The sequence below is a fragment of the Peribacillus sp. B2I2 genome (genome assembly GCF_041261685.1).
Taxonomy (GTDB): Bacteria; Bacillota; Bacilli; order Bacillales; family DSM-1321; genus Peribacillus.
The window spans coordinates 201,914-217,208 of record NZ_JBGCCB010000001.1; the positions used below are offsets into that span (position 1 = coordinate 201,914).

The 15,295-nt window shown below is 42.0% G+C and carries 12 protein-coding genes and 1 pseudogene; 9 read left to right on the top strand and 4 right to left on the bottom strand.

Annotated features, from left to right (window positions below; genetic code table 11):
• Positions 1-298: 298 nt before the first annotated feature.
• Complete coding sequence (gene nagE, locus ABIE66_RS01155) at positions 299-2,209, top strand: N-acetylglucosamine-specific PTS transporter subunit IIBC (RefSeq protein WP_370013620.1); 1,911 nt, start codon at positions 299-301, stop codon at positions 2,207-2,209.
• 355 nt (positions 2,210-2,564) lie between these two features.
• Here the strand turns inward: nagE and ABIE66_RS01160 are convergent.
• Positions 2,565-2,770, bottom strand: a pseudogene (locus ABIE66_RS01160) (ABC transporter ATP-binding protein); the annotation flags it as partial.
• Between ABIE66_RS01160 and ABIE66_RS01165 the strand changes: the two are divergent.
• From ABIE66_RS01165 to ABIE66_RS01175, 3 genes are all read left to right on the top strand, one after another.
• Complete coding sequence (locus ABIE66_RS01165; RefSeq protein ID WP_370013621.1) at positions 2,764-3,573, top strand: alpha/beta hydrolase; 810 nt, start codon at positions 2,764-2,766, stop codon at positions 3,571-3,573. The pseudogene ABIE66_RS01160 and the gene ABIE66_RS01165 overlap by 7 nt on opposite strands.
• 190 nt (positions 3,574-3,763) lie before the next feature.
• Positions 3,764-3,973, top strand: a complete 210-nt coding sequence (locus ABIE66_RS01170; protein ID WP_370013622.1) for an MbtH family NRPS accessory protein — start codon at positions 3,764-3,766, stop codon at positions 3,971-3,973.
• The gene (locus tag ABIE66_RS01175; protein WP_370013623.1) at positions 3,970-5,424 is read left to right on the top strand and encodes an MDR family MFS transporter; all 1,455 of its coding nucleotides are present in this window, start codon (positions 3,970-3,972) and stop codon (positions 5,422-5,424) included. Before ABIE66_RS01170 ends, ABIE66_RS01175 begins: the two co-directional genes overlap by 4 nt.
• A 159-nt stretch (positions 5,425-5,583) precedes the next feature.
• On the opposite strand, the gene ABIE66_RS01180 is transcribed toward ABIE66_RS01175, so the two are convergent.
• Positions 5,584-7,317: an AAA family ATPase gene (locus tag ABIE66_RS01180; RefSeq protein ID WP_370013624.1), complete on the bottom strand. Its 1,734-nt coding sequence runs from the start codon at positions 7,315-7,317 to the stop codon at positions 5,584-5,586.
• Between the two features lie 245 nt (positions 7,318-7,562).
• Here ABIE66_RS01180 and def point away from each other — a divergent pair, with 245 nt between their 5' ends.
• On the top strand, positions 7,563-8,141 hold the full coding sequence (def, locus tag ABIE66_RS01185; protein WP_370013625.1) for a peptide deformylase: 579 nt from the start codon (positions 7,563-7,565) through the stop codon (positions 8,139-8,141).
• 42 nt (positions 8,142-8,183) lie between these two features.
• On the opposite strand, the gene ABIE66_RS01190 is transcribed toward def, so the two are convergent.
• Positions 8,184-8,885: an SGNH/GDSL hydrolase family protein gene (locus tag ABIE66_RS01190; RefSeq protein ID WP_370013626.1), complete on the bottom strand. Its 702-nt coding sequence runs from the start codon at positions 8,883-8,885 to the stop codon at positions 8,184-8,186.
• 116 nt (positions 8,886-9,001) lie between these two features.
• On the bottom strand, positions 9,002-10,516 hold the full coding sequence (locus ABIE66_RS01195) for an MDR family MFS transporter (RefSeq protein WP_370013627.1): 1,515 nt from the start codon (positions 10,514-10,516) through the stop codon (positions 9,002-9,004).
• Positions 10,517-10,645: 129 nt separating this feature from the next.
• On the opposite strand from ABIE66_RS01195, the gene ABIE66_RS01200 reads away from it, so the two are divergent.
• From ABIE66_RS01200 to ABIE66_RS01215, 4 genes are all read left to right on the top strand, one after another.
• Positions 10,646-11,125: a MarR family winged helix-turn-helix transcriptional regulator gene (locus ABIE66_RS01200; RefSeq protein WP_289323392.1), complete on the top strand. Its 480-nt coding sequence runs from the start codon at positions 10,646-10,648 to the stop codon at positions 11,123-11,125.
• A gap of 184 nt (positions 11,126-11,309) precedes the next feature.
• On the top strand, positions 11,310-12,155 hold the full coding sequence (efeO, locus tag ABIE66_RS01205) for an iron uptake system protein EfeO (RefSeq protein ID WP_370013628.1): 846 nt from the start codon (positions 11,310-11,312) through the stop codon (positions 12,153-12,155).
• The gene (gene efeB, locus ABIE66_RS01210) at positions 12,156-13,442 is read left to right on the top strand and encodes an iron uptake transporter deferrochelatase/peroxidase subunit (RefSeq protein ID WP_370013629.1); all 1,287 of its coding nucleotides are present in this window, start codon (positions 12,156-12,158) and stop codon (positions 13,440-13,442) included.
• Between the two features lie 86 nt (positions 13,443-13,528).
• The gene (locus tag ABIE66_RS01215; protein WP_370013630.1) at positions 13,529-15,283 is read left to right on the top strand and encodes an FTR1 family iron permease; all 1,755 of its coding nucleotides are present in this window, start codon (positions 13,529-13,531) and stop codon (positions 15,281-15,283) included.
• Positions 15,284-15,295: the final 12 nt, after the last annotated feature.

The following is a 15,295-nucleotide window of genomic DNA, read 5'->3' on the forward strand; positions in this document are numbered from 1 at the left end:
TATGAAAGTAAAACTTAATGAATGAGTCATGAAATGGTCTCATATATTTTGCCCTCATTTTATCGTTTTTATTAAAGGTTGTCTAGACCAGTTAGGGTGTATCATGAATAAAAAAGATATTTTTGCTTTATTTTCGAAGAAAATAGTATGTTTTCAAGTAAATTGGTATAGACATCTATATATTTTCTGTGCTAGTATAAGCCAAAGAAAAGTTATTATATTGATAAAATGAAAACGCTTTATACGTCTTTTCGTTCTGCTGAATTAAAAGAAGTTAGGAACAAGGGAGATGAGTTCGATGTTAAATTTTTTACAAAAGATTGGGAAGGCTTTAATGTTACCGATTGCTGTTTTACCAGCAGCGGCTTTATTGCTTCGTTTAGGGCAACCTGATTTACTTGATATTCCATTTATGGCTGCCTCGGGACAAGCTATTTTTGATAACCTTGCCATATTGTTCGCTTTAGGTATAGCGATTGGATTATCCAAAGATGGAAGCGGTGCTGCGGCATTGGCAGGTCTTGTTGGTTACTTTGTATTAACGAATGGTACAAAAGCTATTAATGAAGATATTAACATGGCTGTTTTAGGCGGTATTATATCAGGTATAGTTGCCGCTCTTCTATATAATAGATACTCCGACATAAGACTCCCAGAATGGCTTGGATTCTTTTCAGGGAAACGATTCGTCCCGATAATCACTTCGCTTGCGATGATTATACTTGCGGGAATATTCGGTTTTGTTTGGCCGCCGATTCAAGACGTAATCAATAGTGTTGGAGACTGGATTACAGGTGCAGGGGCATTGGGTGCCGGCGTATTCGGCGTATTGAATCGCTTATTGCTTCCAGTAGGATTGCATCATGTCTTGAATAGTATGGTTTGGTTCGTTTTTGGTGAATACAATGGAGCGACAGGTGATATAAATCGTTTCTTCGCAGGGGACCCGACAGCTGGTCCCTTCATGACCGGCTTTTTCCCGATCATGATGTTCGGTCTTCCGGCAGCAGCATTAGCGATGATCGCAGCTGCTAAGAAAGAGAAACGTAAATTGGTGACGGGGATGCTTGTTGGGTTAGCTTTCACTTCTTTCCTTACAGGAATCACTGAACCGATTGAATTTCTGTTCATGTTCATCGCACCAGTATTATATGTAATACATGCCCTTTTAACAGGTGTCTCTCTGGCACTCGCCGTTATATTGGATATCCATCATGGTTTTGGATTCTCCGCAGGAGCCATTGATTATTTCTTGAACTTTGGTATTGCGCAAAAACCACTTTGGTTAATACCAATTGGATTGGTTTACGCGGCAGTTTACTTCGTGATTTTCTATTTTGTCATCAAGATCATGGATTTAAAAACACCTGGCCGTGAAGACGATGAAGAAGAAGTGGAAGAAGAAACTATTGTGAAAACAGGGGATAAATATACCGATATGGGATCGCTTTTCATTCAAGATCTTGGCGGTAAAGAGAATATAAAGCTAATTGATAACTGTGCAACACGCTTACGTTTACAAGTTGCCGATTCAGGTAATGTGAATGAAGCCGCCTTAAAAAGGCATGGTGCGCGTGGTGTCATGAAGTTGAATAAATCAAGTGTGCAAGTCATTGTTGGAACGAATGTTGAATTCGTTGCAAATGCAATGAAACAACTTGTCAAGAATGGCGTCGACCCAAGCCAAGTGAAAACAGGACCATCTGCACAAGTGGCAGAGGAAAGAGTGGAAGAGAACCAAGCTTTGGGTGCAAATGACTTTGTCCTTCCGATTGAAGGAACCGTGATACCGATAGAACAAGTTCCCGATCAAGTGTTTGCGATGAAAATGATGGGGGATGGCTTTGCTATCGAGCCAGTCAATGGAAAACTAGTATCCCCAATCGATGGGGAAGTGCTAAGTATCTTCCCGACAAATCATGCACTGGGATTGAAAATGGATAATGGTCTGGAAATTCTGATCCATGTTGGCTTAGATACAGTTAAATTAAATGGAGAAGGGTTTACATCTCTTGTGCAAGAAGGTCAAAGGATAACAAAAGGAACACCTCTTTTGGAAATTGATTTAGATTTCATAAAGCGGAATGCTCCATCTACGGTCACTCCTGTTATATTCACTAACTTACCTGAGGGAACGGCAGTGAAATTACAAAAGGCAGGGATCCAGAAACAAAATACAGCAGGTATAATCCAGTTGGAAAAACTATAAATTTGTAAAAAAAAGGGTGTCGACTTTTCGACATCCCTTTAGACTTTAGACTGTAGACAAACTCAAAGAAAAGCGAGTTTGCCTGCGGTTTTTTTTATGGCTTGTACAATTTGGATGTTGATCTCCGCTCAAGAAACTCGCTTTCCGCGGGCGGTCGTGGAGCCTCCTCGGCTTGCGCTTGCGGGGTCTCCCCTAGACGCGCTTTCCCCGCAGGAGTCTCGCACCTTTCTCTCCAATCAACTATGTTATAAAATTCAGATGGAAACCATACCTGAGAAATTGGAGGTGTTGGTTTGGGTCAGTTGATTCGGGAATATCATTTGATGAAATATACCCACTTTTAGAGTCACAACTTTTAAATGGATGAAACGGCTTCTTTATAGACTTCTTGCTGTGATAAATTGTCATAACCAAAACAAACGGGAGCCCCATTGGCAGGATCTATCATGACCCTTGCATTAATACGAAAGACTTCTTCTAAAACGGCTGGTGTAATGATTTCGCCCGGGGTTCCATTTTAACGATTTCTCCTTCCTTCATTGTTATGATTTCATGTGAAAACAGGAACCCAACAGTTTCTCATGGAGTCGAGTACTGGGAAACGTGAGTACCAAATCTTTGTATCAAAGCCATTGGAAGAGCCGCCACCCTCGGGATATCCAGTCATTTATTTGCTGGATGCCAATTCTGTATTTGGAACGATGGTTGAGGCGGTACGATTGCAATCTCGCCGGCCGGAAAAGTCAGGGGTGGTTCCCGCCATCATTGTGGGTATTGGGTATGCCACCAATGCACCATTTTCTTCTGAACGTTATTATGATTTCACTCTGCCCGTTGCGGTTAGCGAGTTACCTGTAAGACCAGACGGAAGTCCATGGCCTTCGCATGGAGGAGCGGAAAACTTTCTGAAATTCATAGAAGAGGATTTAAAACCGGAAATCGGTAAAAGATTTAAGGTCGATCACAATAGCCAAACGCTCTTCGGGCATTCCCTTGGCGGCCTTTTCACTTTATATGTTCTTTTTGAAAATCCGTATGCTTTCCAAACATATATAGCTGGGAGCCCATCTCTCCATTGGAACAAAAAGTGGTTCCGTGAGGAGGAGGATAGTTTTCTTTTCCGATTGAATCAAGGAAATGGTCATATTTCCTTAATGCTTGGCGTGGGGGAGCTGGAAGGCACCCATAAAAGCGGCATGAACGAAAATGCTTTGGAATTATCAAAAAGATTATCTTTGAAGGATAGCGGAGTGAATGTTCAATTCAAGGAGTTTGAAGGGGAAGGGCATCTTTCAGTCTTGCCACCTTTGATTAACAGGGCCTTACGTTTTGCTTTGAAGAGAAATGTACCTTGTAAGGAATAGGTCCTTCTCAGTAAATCCATGGAAGGCACTTGACCATTAAGTTATAAATATATATCATTACCTGTAGATTACAGTTGATAACGATTATCATTATTAGTTGTAAATGCAGCGTGCTGAAATTGGCTAGGAGATTGCTAACAAACATTCACTATCAAGAATTTGAAAAAATTATGAAGGAGGACAATAACTGATGACCAACCGTTTCGTGAATGAAAATGGCATCTACAATGAATTTATAAATGAAGAAGGTCGGCATTCCATTTGGCCCGCCTTTTTGGTTATTCCAGAAGGCTGGTCCGTGATATATCGAGAGGATTGCTGGAAATGCATCAACAAAAAATGGATGGATTTGCTGCCCAATAGTTTAAAACTAGTTGCCAGCAGTGATGGAACACAGTGAAATCCAAGATACAGTTAGACCCTAAAATAGTAGTGAGCATCGTTTATGTCATAGCGATGTTCATGGTTTCGATGGACGGGACGATTGTCAATGTGATCCTGCCAACGATCAGTAATGAATTTAACCTTGATCCCTCTTCAGCCAGTGGCATTAATGTTGGATATTTAGTAAGCCTGGCTGTATTCCTTCCGGTAGCTGGTTGGCTTGGGGATCGTTTTGGAACCAAGAAAATCTTCTTGATGGCATTGGGTGTCTTTACGGCAGCCTCCTTTTTATGCGGATTCGCTAATAATCTACAAACCTTGAACTTGTTCAGGGTTTTGCAGGGGGCAGGAGGCGGGATCCTGACACCAGTTGGAATGGCCATATTATTTAGAACGTTCTCTGCTGAAGAACGCCCAAAGGTTTCCCGTTCCCTTGTGCTCCCCATTGCATTCGCACCAGCTGTTGGTCCGATTGTTGGTGGATTCCTTGCTGAGCAGCTGTCTTGGCGTTGGGCATTTTATATAAATGTGCCTTTCGGAATTATGGTCCTGTTATTAGGTGTATGGCTTTTAAAAGAACATAAAGAGCCAACTGCTGGCAGGTTGGACCTTCCAGGATTTTTAATGTCAGCTGCAGGCTTTTCCATGTTGATGTATGCAATGAGCTTAGGACCATCTAAAGGATGGGACTCCCCAGTGATTATGTATACAGGTTGTATCGGTGTAATTCTTGTTTGCTCATTTATTCTATTGGAGCTGCGTGTTAACGAACCGATGCTTGATTTGCGTTTATTATCCGATCGATTGTTTCGGACATTGGGCATCATTTCATTATTTTCAATGGCGGGCTTATTGGGGATGCTCTTCGTGTTCCCGTTAATGTATCAAAGTTCGCTTCATGCTTCGGCTTTAGAAAGCGGGCTGACGACTTTCCCGGAAGCTATAGGTTTGATGGTGGCCTCCCGGATGATGCCTTGGACTACGAAGAAACTGGGCATACATCAGGTGATCCGGATAGGGCTGCTTGGCACAATCATCATTTATACATTGATTAGCATTGTCGGGCCGACAGCCAACCCCTGGTTTCTTCGTGCCTTATTATTTAGCGTCGGTATATGTTTGGGACATACTGTTGTGGCCGTACAGTTTTCCACTTTCACCAATATCAACTCGGCTTCGATGGGAATGGCGGCTACATTGTTCAATGTCCAAAACCGGATTGGCTCTGCCATTGGTGTAGCCATCCTAGCCAGCATTCTGGGGGCAGTGGGTACTAGCTCGATAGGACCGAATGGGGAGCAGCATGTTAATTTAATTTCCTATCAATTTGCTCTCCTCGGTTCTGTAGCTTTGCTCGTCATAGCCCTATTATTTGCGATGCGTTTGAAAAAGGATGATTTTAAGGCCAAGATACCGAAACAGCATATGGCTAAATCCCTTGATGTAAAACAGATGAGAAGCGGATAACGGTGATTTTGCCAGTGACCTCCCTTTCATTTTTCTAGCAGGAAAGGGACTGCCTACATAATATAAATTAAAGATTGGCTTGCGACTCACTACCATATATAAAAAAGAGCCTGTTCGATTCGAACAGGCTCTAAACATAATATTAGTCTTTTAAACACGTTATGCATTCGAGCATATGGTGGTTATTTCTGAAGCATCAACGATACGCTGAACTTCTGATCCCTCGAGTGTCTCTTTTTTCAATAACTCTTCAACGAGCTCTTCATACTGTTGGCGATTCGAATCAATCAACGTTTCCGTTTCCTGAATCGCTTTGGTGAATAATTCCTGCATCCTTTGCTCTCTCTCGCCTTTATTAAAGGTGAGGGTAAATCCGTCTTGAAGCATTCCGGTATCGACCATTTGTTCAAGTAGATGTTTCGCCTGTTGGACATCTCCGCCTACACCGATGCTGTGTTCCCCTAAATACATTCTTTCAGCCACACCACCTGCTAAGATCATTTTGACTTGATCAAGCAATTCACTGGCGGTTGCCAGATGGAGTTCTTTTGGTATAGGCGCTACATATCCAAGGGCTTCCCCACGAGGAATGATGGTCGCCTTTCGAACGGAACCTGGCTTTGTCAGAGCTGCAATCAGGGCATGTCCACTTTCATGGATGGCCACACGCCGCTTCGTATCCACATCATTCAAGGTACGTGATGTGGCTCCAAGAATCGTACGGTCAATGGCATAGTCAATATCCTGTTTACGAATCATTTCCTGTTCATTCCTCAGGGCATGACGTGAGGCTGTATCGAATAGAGAACTTAAGTCAGCACCGGAGAAGCCGGAAGTACTTTCAGCCAATTCATCCAATGATGAAAGTACATCTGTTGCTAGACGCTTTCCCTTCGTATGGATATTGATGATTTCCTTTCTTCCTTGGGTATCTGGAAGTGGAACTTGGAAAGAGAAATCTATCCTGCCCGGACGTAGAAATGCCTCATCGAGCATATCTTTCCGGTTGGTCGCTGCAATGAATAAAATGCCTTCGTTTGGATGGCCTCCATCCAATTGCACAAGCAGTTCAGTTAACGTTTTTTCGCCTTCTTCGCCGCCATGAGCTTTCCTTTTACCAGCCAACGCGTCCACTTCATCGATGAATATGACAGCAGGCGATTGCTTACGTGCATTTTGGAAAAGGCTGCGGACACGGGCTGCACCGACTCCAACAAACATTTCGTTGAAGGCTGAACCGCTCGTCGAGAAGAAATTTGCACCAAGCTCTTTTGCAATTGCCTGTGCAAGCAACGTTTTCCCCGTTCCTGGGGGGCCGTATAATAAAATGCCTTGAGGCGGCTTAATTCCAATTTTAGCTGAACGTTCAGGTTCCTTTAGTGTAGTGAGTGTCTGTAGGATTTCCTGTTTGATTTCGGTTTGCAAACCGCCTACATCATCCATGGTTATCTCTGGTAGAGGCTTAGGGCTGGAAAGGCTTTGTTTCTTGCTGCCGACCCGTAATCCACCTTTTGATCTTTTCTGTATAATTACAGCGGTTGCGACGAGAGCTGCCATTAATCCGCCTAAAATCCATAATGCTGATTTATTAGTTGATGAAAAAGAATATTGAACGTTATAAGTTTCGACAAGTTTATTGATCATTTGACTGTTGGGAGGGATATTAGAAACGTATTCTCCATCTGGTGTGGAGATGTGAAGAGTGCCATTCTTTTTTTCTTCAATGGTGACAAGGGCTCCATTTTGAGCTTTAATCGTCTTTTCTACGGAAGAAAAAGGAATGACCATATCCTTTGACTGAGTAACAACATACCAACTGATTCCAGCAATTATCACAATGAAAGCCGTCAAGAACGGCAGTAACTTCGAAACTAATTTAGAGTTAGAGTTCAATATTTCATCTCCTTTAAGAGTATATATCCAGTATAAAATTTTTAAACGTGTAATCTATAGGTCTTTATACCTTAAAATTTAGGTAAATAATGTTAAAATCTAAAAATACCATTTATTATGAAAATTCAAAGGATAAAGTCCGATGTTTATCTAACCTGCATATTAGACTTTTTAAATGCGAAATGCTAAAGTGAAATGGTCTAAGTCATGAAAAAATAAAATGGTAGAAGAGTGTGTGAAGTTCTATGAGTAAATTTATAAAAGACTATATGATTACGATGAAGGATATCGTTAGAGAAGGAGATCTAATTCTGCGTCAGGTAACGGATGAAGTCAGCCTGCCGATTTCGGATGAAGATCGTGAAACGTTGGAATGCATGATGCAATACCTGAAAAATAGCCAGGACCCAAAACTCCAAAAGAAGTACAATTTGCGTGAAGGCGTTGGGTTGTCTGCCAATCAGATAGGCTTGAATAAACGCATGTTCGTCATGTATTTTCCAGACGAAAAGGGGAAGCTGTTTGAATATGCCCTTGTGAATCCGAAAATTATCAGTCATTCTGCGACAATGATCTATTTACCTCAAAGTGAAGGCTGCCTTTCTGTCGACCGTGATATTAAAGGATATGTACCGCGTTATGAACGAGTTAAAATTAAAGCGGTGGATGGTAATGGTGAGGAAATAGAGATGCGGCTGAAGGGCTTTGCTGCAATCGTGTTTCAACATGAGTTAGATCATTTAAACGGGATGATGTTTTATGACCGGATCAATACCGAGAACCCTTTCAAGCTCCCGGAAAACGTGGAAGTGAAAAGTCTGTAAAACCCAAAAAGGCAAAGCGCCATGCTTTGCCTTTTTACTGTTTTAAGGCTGAGGAAGTATTTCCTCTGCCATATGCTTCTGTAAATCACTGAATATGGCCATGCTCATTTGCTGGTACCCTTCGGAAGTGAGGTGGATGCCATCATCGCTAATCAAGCGATCCAAGTCGCCGGAGGATTTAATATAGGAACGGACATCGATCAAAGGCACCTTTAGTTCCTTTGCAAGGTTTTTCAATTGGCGATTATACATCCCATGCCAATGTTCAATACCGCCGACATGTGAAACGAAATGCCCGATCGAATGACCGAACTTATCAGCGATAGCTCTGTAATACCTGGCAGGATCCAGCGGTGGGAGAGTTAAAAGGAAAGGTGTTACATGCTTGTCCTGAACCTGCTTGACAAGTTGTGTGATATTTTCCAGATAGCGTTCGATTGGAACGATAGGCTCATGGTCACCTTCTGGATTCTTGGCTACTTCGTCCCAATGGAAGTTACAGTCGTTTCCACCGACCTCTATTAATACGATATCGGGATTTTCCGACATGACGTCTTTCTCGATCCGGCTAACCAACAGGTCGGAATTGTCATTGAAAACCCCTTTATTCAATACTTCCACGAATGGCAAAGATTCTGTTAGCTTAGCTAAAGAGTTCGGATAATTTTCTTTAATAATGCGAAGGCGGCCCTTAACATAAGAAATGCCTCTGGTTAAACTGTCTCCAAAACATACGATCTTCAAACTTCTCACCTCGGTATGTGAATGTGTTACTTATATTTTAGTAGTGGAATGATTTTTCGGCAAACTTTACCTCCTATATAGAAAAACAAAAAGCGCTGGAATTCCAGCGCTTTTATTTATTGTAATGATTCCTCTTTCGAAGGTGTTTCCACTCTTGTTTTTCCCATAAAGAACACAGTGATTGCTGCAAGACCGATCGGAATGAGAGCCAAGGTGAATATCAATGATATCGAATCGGACATCGCATGAACGATTTTATCCAAGATAAGGTCCGGAATCTCGGCACGTGCGTCCGATTGGAAGAGCTGTCGTTGGTCCTCCATCAACCCGGCTGTATCCGGACCCCTTTGCATTCCTTTAAACGCATCCGTCATTTTACTTGTGAATACATTGTTCTGAATCGCTCCATAAATCGTTACACCGAGTGTCATCCCAAAAGAACGGAGGAATGAGTTTGTTGAGTTGGCCGACCCCCGGAATCTAGGTTCCAAGTTGTGAATGGACGCAATAGGCAAAAGGGAGAAGGAAAAGCCCATGCCAAATCCAGTCAAAATCATGTACAAAGTTAATAAAGTCCTGCTGGTATCAGGGGTGATGGTCCCTAATAAAAGCATACCTGCAAAATAACAGATGACGGAAATCGTCATTAAGTTGCGAAAGCTTGTCTTTGTATTGAATATCCCGCCAACTGCACTGCCGAATACAGAACCAAGCATCATGGGAGTTAGGATCAATCCGGCATTTGTTGCGGAACCACCGTAAACTGCCTGCACGAAAATCGGAATATAGACGGTTAAAATAATGAATGTACCGCCATAAAGAATGGCTAAAATCTGAGAAGTGGCAAATAATCGCCTTTTAAATAGCCATAATGAAATGATTGGATCTTTAGCTCTTTTTTCGAAAAAGAAAAATGAAACGAAGAAAACCACAAAACTGGCAAACAGACCTATGATAGGAGAGGAACTCCAGCCATACTCCCCGCCCAGTTCGAGAGCGAACATTAAGCTGATAACCGCAATGACGAGAGTTGCTGCGCCACCCCAATCAATTTTTTGCTCTTGGGTGTTGGGTGACTCCTTGTAATAATTCCAGATGAAAAATAAAGAAATGATCCCAATCGGAACATTGACGTAGAAAATCCAGTGCCAGCTGGAGTATTCAGTAATATATGCACCTAAAAGTGGTCCCAATACGCTTGATGCCCCAAATACAGCGCCGAATAGGCCAGTTAATTTTCCGCGTTTTTCAGGTGGGAAAATATCAAAAATGATCGTAAAGGCTATAGGCATCAAAGCGCCTCCGCCTATCCCTTGGATTGCACGGAAGATACTTAACTGCACGATGCTCTGAGCCATGCCACATAAAGCGGAACCGATTAAAAAGACTATAAGTCCAAAAATAAAAAACCTCTTTCTTCCATACATGTCGGAAAGCTTTCCGAATATCGGCATACTTGCCATCGTGGCGACCATATAGGCAGATGTCACCCATACAAACTTATCGAATCCACCTAAATCAGAAACGATCGTTCCCATTGCAGTCGCAACAATCGTATTATCCATTGCTGACATCAAGATACCCAATAGTAAACCGGCAACAATGAATTTTTGTTTTTTTTGAACGTTCATTTATTTTCCTCCTTAGTATCAACCAGCTCATGAATTCCCTTTACATGGTTGAAGGGTAAACGTTAAGATGAAACAAAACATTTATCTTGAAAATCAAGATAAATTTAAGTGTAAAAGGGGTGGCATTTTATGTCAAGCGTTAATAGGGTGAATGCAGCACTGTTAGAGAGTTTAACACACAGATTGCAGCGGTATGGAATGAGATCCGTTTTATTTCAACAAAATATGGCCCATAAAATAGGGGTGTCCCATACGGACTTAAAGAGTGCTGAAATATTGAATGAAACAGGACCGATTACCGCTGGTGAATTATCCAAAATTACAGGATTGAGCACGGGATCGGTTACAGCACTGATCAATCGCCTTGAGAAATCCGGTTATGTTAAAAGAGAACGAGATCAATTGGACGGAAGACGGGTAATGATTGCACCGATACCCGAAAGGCAGGAACAGATTAAATCGCACTATCAATCGCTCTCTATGGCCACCAAGGAGTTATGCTCCGCTTATAATGAGCAAGAGCTAATATTGATCAATCAATTTGTGGAGGATATCACAAAAATCATGGACAAAGAAAATGACAAGTTAATGAGTGAGCGTGAAAGGTAGCTGATATGTAGGCTGCCTTTTTTATTTCCAGCTGGCAGATTCTTATCAATAATAAAAGGAGTAGAGTGAAATTTATTTAAAAGAGAATGAACGATGTCATGTTTCCATTAAAATATATATTGATAATGAATTTCATTATCTGCTAATATGAATCTACAAAATCATTTCAAAGGGAGAATACAATATGAAGAAAGCAAAGGCGTCATTAGCAGTCTTACTATCAACCAGTCTATTATTTGGCTGTGCGCAGGAAAAGGAAGAAACTAAACCGGCAGATGATAAGGCCAAAGAAGTAAGTGCGAGTAAGCTTGATGGTGTATCTAGCGAGTACCGGGAATATGCCATTGGTGAAATAGAAGAGTTCGTAAACGCAACGGAAGAATTCACTACGGCCGTATCTGCCGGTGATATTGAAAAAGCGAAGGAATTATACGCACCAGCACGGATGCATTATGAGAGAGCGGAACCCATCGCTGAAGTTTTTGGCGATCTTGATCCCAAAATCGATGCGCGTAAAGGGGATGTCAAAGATGCAGAATGGGGCGGTTACCATCGGATTGAAATGGGGTTATGGCAAGAAAATACAACGAAGGGATACGAAAAGTATGCAGATCAATTAATGAGTGATGTCAATTTGCTTCGTGCCAAAGTTGAGACGGTTGAGGTAACACCCGATTTGTTGATCACGGGTGCGGTGGATTTATTGAATGAAGTTTCCACGAGCAAAGTGACAGGAGAAGAAGACCGATACTCCCATACCGACCTGTATGATTTCGTGGCAAATGTGGAAGGTGCAGAGAAGATCTATGAACTGCTTACTCCAGCATTAAAAGAAAAGGATGCGAAGCTTGCTGCGGAAATCCAACAACGTTTTGACGATGTATACGGTTTGCTTGAAAAGCATAAAGATGGGAATGGCTACATCTCATATACGGATTTAAAAGAATCTGAAGTCAAAGAGTTAAGCCAAGCAATTGATGCATTAGCTGAACCACTTTCGCAAATAGGGATTGTAACGGAGGAATCATAATTGAAAGAAAATACGCCGAAAGATGCAACCGGGCTTTTTACAAAAAAGGTGAGTCGTCGAAATGTGTTAAAAACGGCAGGGGTCGGTGGAATCGGAGTCGTGATAGGAGCATCTGGATTTGGAGGGCTGCTTTCTCTTACTGAACAAGAGGCAAAGGGACAAACTAAGGATATTGTTCCTTTTTATGGAGCGCATCAAGCTGGTATCACCACTGAAGCGCAAGATAACCTTTATTTCGCATCATTGGAAGTAACCACAGAAAAAAGGTCCGACTTAATCCAGTTGTTTAAAGATTGGACAGAGGCTGCGGCTCAGATGACAGCGGGAAATTTGATTGGTGAAGCATCTCTTAATACGAATATGCCCCCAAAAGATACGGGGGAAGCGAAAGAATTATCACCTTCCAATTTAACGATCACTTTTGGAGTGGGTCCGACCCTATTTTCGAAGGATGGCAAAGATCGATTTGGCTTGAAATCGAAAAGACCTGCTGAATTAAAGGACCTGCCCAAATTCCCTTTAGATGCGTTAGAAGATGAATGGAGCGGCGGGGACATTTGTATTCAAGCATGTGCAGATGATCTTCAAGTGGCTTTTCATGCCGTTCGGAACTTAGTGAGAATCGGAAGAGGCAAAACGATCATTCATTGGGCACAGACAGGGTTTCAACGTACTAAGCAAGCCGATACACAAAAAACGACACCGCGGAACTTATTCGGGTTTAAGGATGGGACTGTCAATCCGGATACGAATAATGACAGTGAAATGAATGAGCATGTCTGGGTGAAGGCTGAGGACGGACCTGACTGGCTTGTTGGAGGCAGTTACATGGTGGTGCGCCGAATCCAGATGTACATTGAAGTTTGGGACCGCACAATATTGAAAGAACAAGAAAATACGTTTGGCCGCCACCGAGACAGTGGAGCTCCACTAGGAATGAAGAATGAGTTTGATAGCGTTGATCTGAAAGCTAAAGACCCAAATGGAAATCGGATCATTCCAGAAGATTCGCATATGAGTCTATCCAGGGGGGACGGAAAAGCAAAGATACTGCGGCGTCCCTATTCATATGCAGATGGAATGGATCCCAAAACAGGAAGCTTCAATGCCGGCCTGCTATTCATTTGTTATCAGCGAAACCCAAGTAAACAATTCATTCCCATACAGGAGCGACTGGCGAAAAATGATAAGCTCAACGAATATATCGTTCACAGGGGCAGTGCCATGTTCGCTTGTTTACCAGGCGTGAAAAAGAGTGGCTATATTGGCGATTCCCTTTTTGGCTAAATTGAATTACAAATGAGGACATGAAAATCGCCAGCATGGATATTATCCGGTTGGCGATTTTAGTTCATGAATAAGGAGGTACCAGTATGACCGTTTCTAGATGGAAGAGTGGGATATTGGTTTTAGTCGTCAGCCTTTTATTTCTTTCAACTGATATAAGGATGGTTGCGGCGGGTGAAAACCATGATCAGCTTTTTGTTTATATCGGCGATAGTTTAATGAAGGTAAAATCAGGCGACCTTGAGGAAGTATCGAAAAATATTGATCTATTCGAGCAAGATTGGAAAACGATAAAAACGGACAGCGAGAGTGCGAGGAAAGTCGACGAGAAGCTATCCGCTGTAAAAAGTGCTGTGAGCGACCAAGCCTCCACAGATGAAATCAAAAAGCGATTATCGGCATTATCAAGTACTCTTGTTATTTATGATACAAACGAAAACCCTGTTGATAATACGGACTATAAAGAACGGTTAGAAGCAATACTTCCTTTAATAGATAAGTTGGAAGCTTTGATAACTGAAGGTGACTTTGATCAAGCTAAAGTTCAATATACCAATCTCCTGAATCAATGGACCGATGCAGAGGTCATTGTCAGGGAGAAAAGTGTTGCTACATATGGTGAGTTTGAAACGAAAATGGCCTTTGTGCGGATAGCGATTACCCAAGACCCACCTGATCCGGAAAAAGCCCAAAGAAATCTAACTGAATTGAAGGGTCTAATCGAGGATTTCCTTGCTGGTAAAGTTGAAGTAGGAAGCCAGAAGAACACATATTCACTTGGGGATGTAACAGAACTTTTACAAGGAAGTGCAACGGATATTGAAAAGGATGAAATCGATTCTGCCGTTGATAAGCTAAATGAAATCTTAACAATTTGGCCTAATGTAGAAGGGGAGGTTTCCACAAGGGACAGCAAGCTTTACAGCGATATGGAAACGAAAGTCCCGACCGCAATCAGCCTATTGCAATCGAAAAAGGTAAAGGCGAATGAAGCAAAGGGAATCGTATCCGATTTAAACACAAGGTTACTCCCTTTAATTGAGGATACGGGTTATACAACATGGGATGCAGCTCTGATCCTTTTACGGGAAGGGTTGGAAGCACTCTTGATTGTAGCTACATTGCTGTCTTTCCTAAAGAAAATCGGGCAAGCGGACAAACAAAAATGGATTTGGACAGGGGTTGGTGCGGGTTTAGTTGCCAGTTGCATATTGGCAATCATAATCAATATCGTTTTCTCCCAGATCACGGCTGCGTCAAGCCGGGAATATATTGAGGGAATCACTGGAATAATAGCAGTATCTATGATGTTGACAATTGGCCTTTGGCTTCATAGTAAATCGAATGTTCATGCATGGAACCGGTATATCGGCAAGCAAATGAACCAAGCCATTGCGACGGGAAGCATCATCTCTTTCGCTTTAATCAGTTTTCTGTCGATATTCCGTGAAGGTGCGGAGACCATTATCTTTTATGCTGGAATGGCTCCTTATATGGAATTAAAGCAGCTGTTGAGCGGAATTTTCCTTGCCTTCCTCATTTTAGTGGTAATTGGTTTCATCATGCTGCGCTACAGTGTGAAACTACCGATGACCCTATTCTTTAAAGTTGCAACGATATTCATATATGCCTTGGCTTTCAAGATTCTTGGAGTCTCTATCCATTCACTTCAGGTTTCGCAAGTTATACAGACAAATACGATCAGCACCTTCCCGTTTGTAGAAACGATAGGTCTTTATCCAACATTGGAAACGCTGGTGCCGCAAGCTGTTTTAATTTTATTGATCGCATTGGCCACTATTTGGGTTAAAAAGAGTAATTCCTTACGTGCAACCGAATAATAAAATGGGACT

Coding starts and splice junctions, on each gene's coding strand:
- ABIE66_RS01170 (WP_370013622.1), top strand. CDS start 3,764: ATGACCAACCGTTTCGTGAATGAAAATGGCATCTACAATGAATTTATA.
- ABIE66_RS01215 (WP_370013630.1), top strand. CDS start 13,529: ATGACCGTTTCTAGATGGAAGAGTGGGATATTGGTTTTAGTCGTCAGC.
- ABIE66_RS01200 (WP_289323392.1), top strand. CDS start 10,646: ATGTCAAGCGTTAATAGGGTGAATGCAGCACTGTTAGAGAGTTTAACA.
- efeO (WP_370013628.1), top strand. CDS start 11,310: ATGAAGAAAGCAAAGGCGTCATTAGCAGTCTTACTATCAACCAGTCTA.
- def (WP_370013625.1), top strand. CDS start 7,563: ATGAGTAAATTTATAAAAGACTATATGATTACGATGAAGGATATCGTT.
- ABIE66_RS01195 (WP_370013627.1), bottom strand. CDS start 10,516: ATGAACGTTCAAAAAAAACAAAAATTCATTGTTGCCGGTTTACTATTG.
- nagE (WP_370013620.1), top strand. CDS start 299: ATGTTAAATTTTTTACAAAAGATTGGGAAGGCTTTAATGTTACCGATT.